Here is a 653-nt window from a genome sequence, read left to right as displayed (position 1 = left end):
ATTTCAACTGAATATCAAAAAAAAGAGCACAAAAAAATGTGCGCATTTTTGTGATCACTCCAATCACGTTTTAAAAGTACATAAATTGTTTTTCCGTAAAAAAATTATTTAACCCGAAAAAAACAGAGTTTCATCCGAATAAGAATAATTTATTTTTTTAGCAATCAAATTCCTTCCATTTCAACAACTTCAAGCTCTTTGAACTCTCTTTTCAGAGTTCTTTTCATCTTTCCCTCACGGTACTTGTGCGCTATCGGTCTCTCACAAATCGCTATTTAGCCTCAGATGGAGTATACCACCTAATAAAAATCTTCTTTAAGCTGCACTCTCAAGCAACTTGACTCGTTCACAAAGGAAGCACGGGGCTTCGACCACGATGCCTCGCTATACCAAGTTTTATTCGCTTCGCGTACGGGAGTATCACCCTATATTCTTCATTTTTCCAAACAAAACGGCGCAAGCCGTGTTGAATTCCGCAAAGTAATCAATTGGTATTACGCACATGGCCTTTCGTTTACACTACATCTTTGCGCAGCATTCCCGCCAGGCGCAAATTCTCGGCTTGGGCTCGGTCCTTCCTTTTCATTCGCCATTACTCAGGAAATCATCGTTATTTTCTTTTCCCTCCACTTATTAAGATGCTTCAATTCAGT

The 653-nt window shown here is 39.1% G+C and carries 1 rRNA gene; it reads right to left on the bottom strand.

Annotation, left to right across the window (positions count from 1 at the left end):
* Positions 1–188 precede the first annotated feature (188 nt).
* Positions 189–653, bottom strand: a 23S ribosomal RNA gene (locus tag C1A35_RS36535); the annotation flags it as partial.

The sequence above is a fragment of the Ensifer adhaerens genome (genome assembly GCF_002940685.1).
Lineage (GTDB): Bacteria > Pseudomonadota > Alphaproteobacteria > Rhizobiales > Rhizobiaceae > Ensifer > Ensifer adhaerens_E.
Note: the sequence above shows the minus strand (reverse complement) of the source record. Positions and strands in the feature narration are given on the sequence as shown.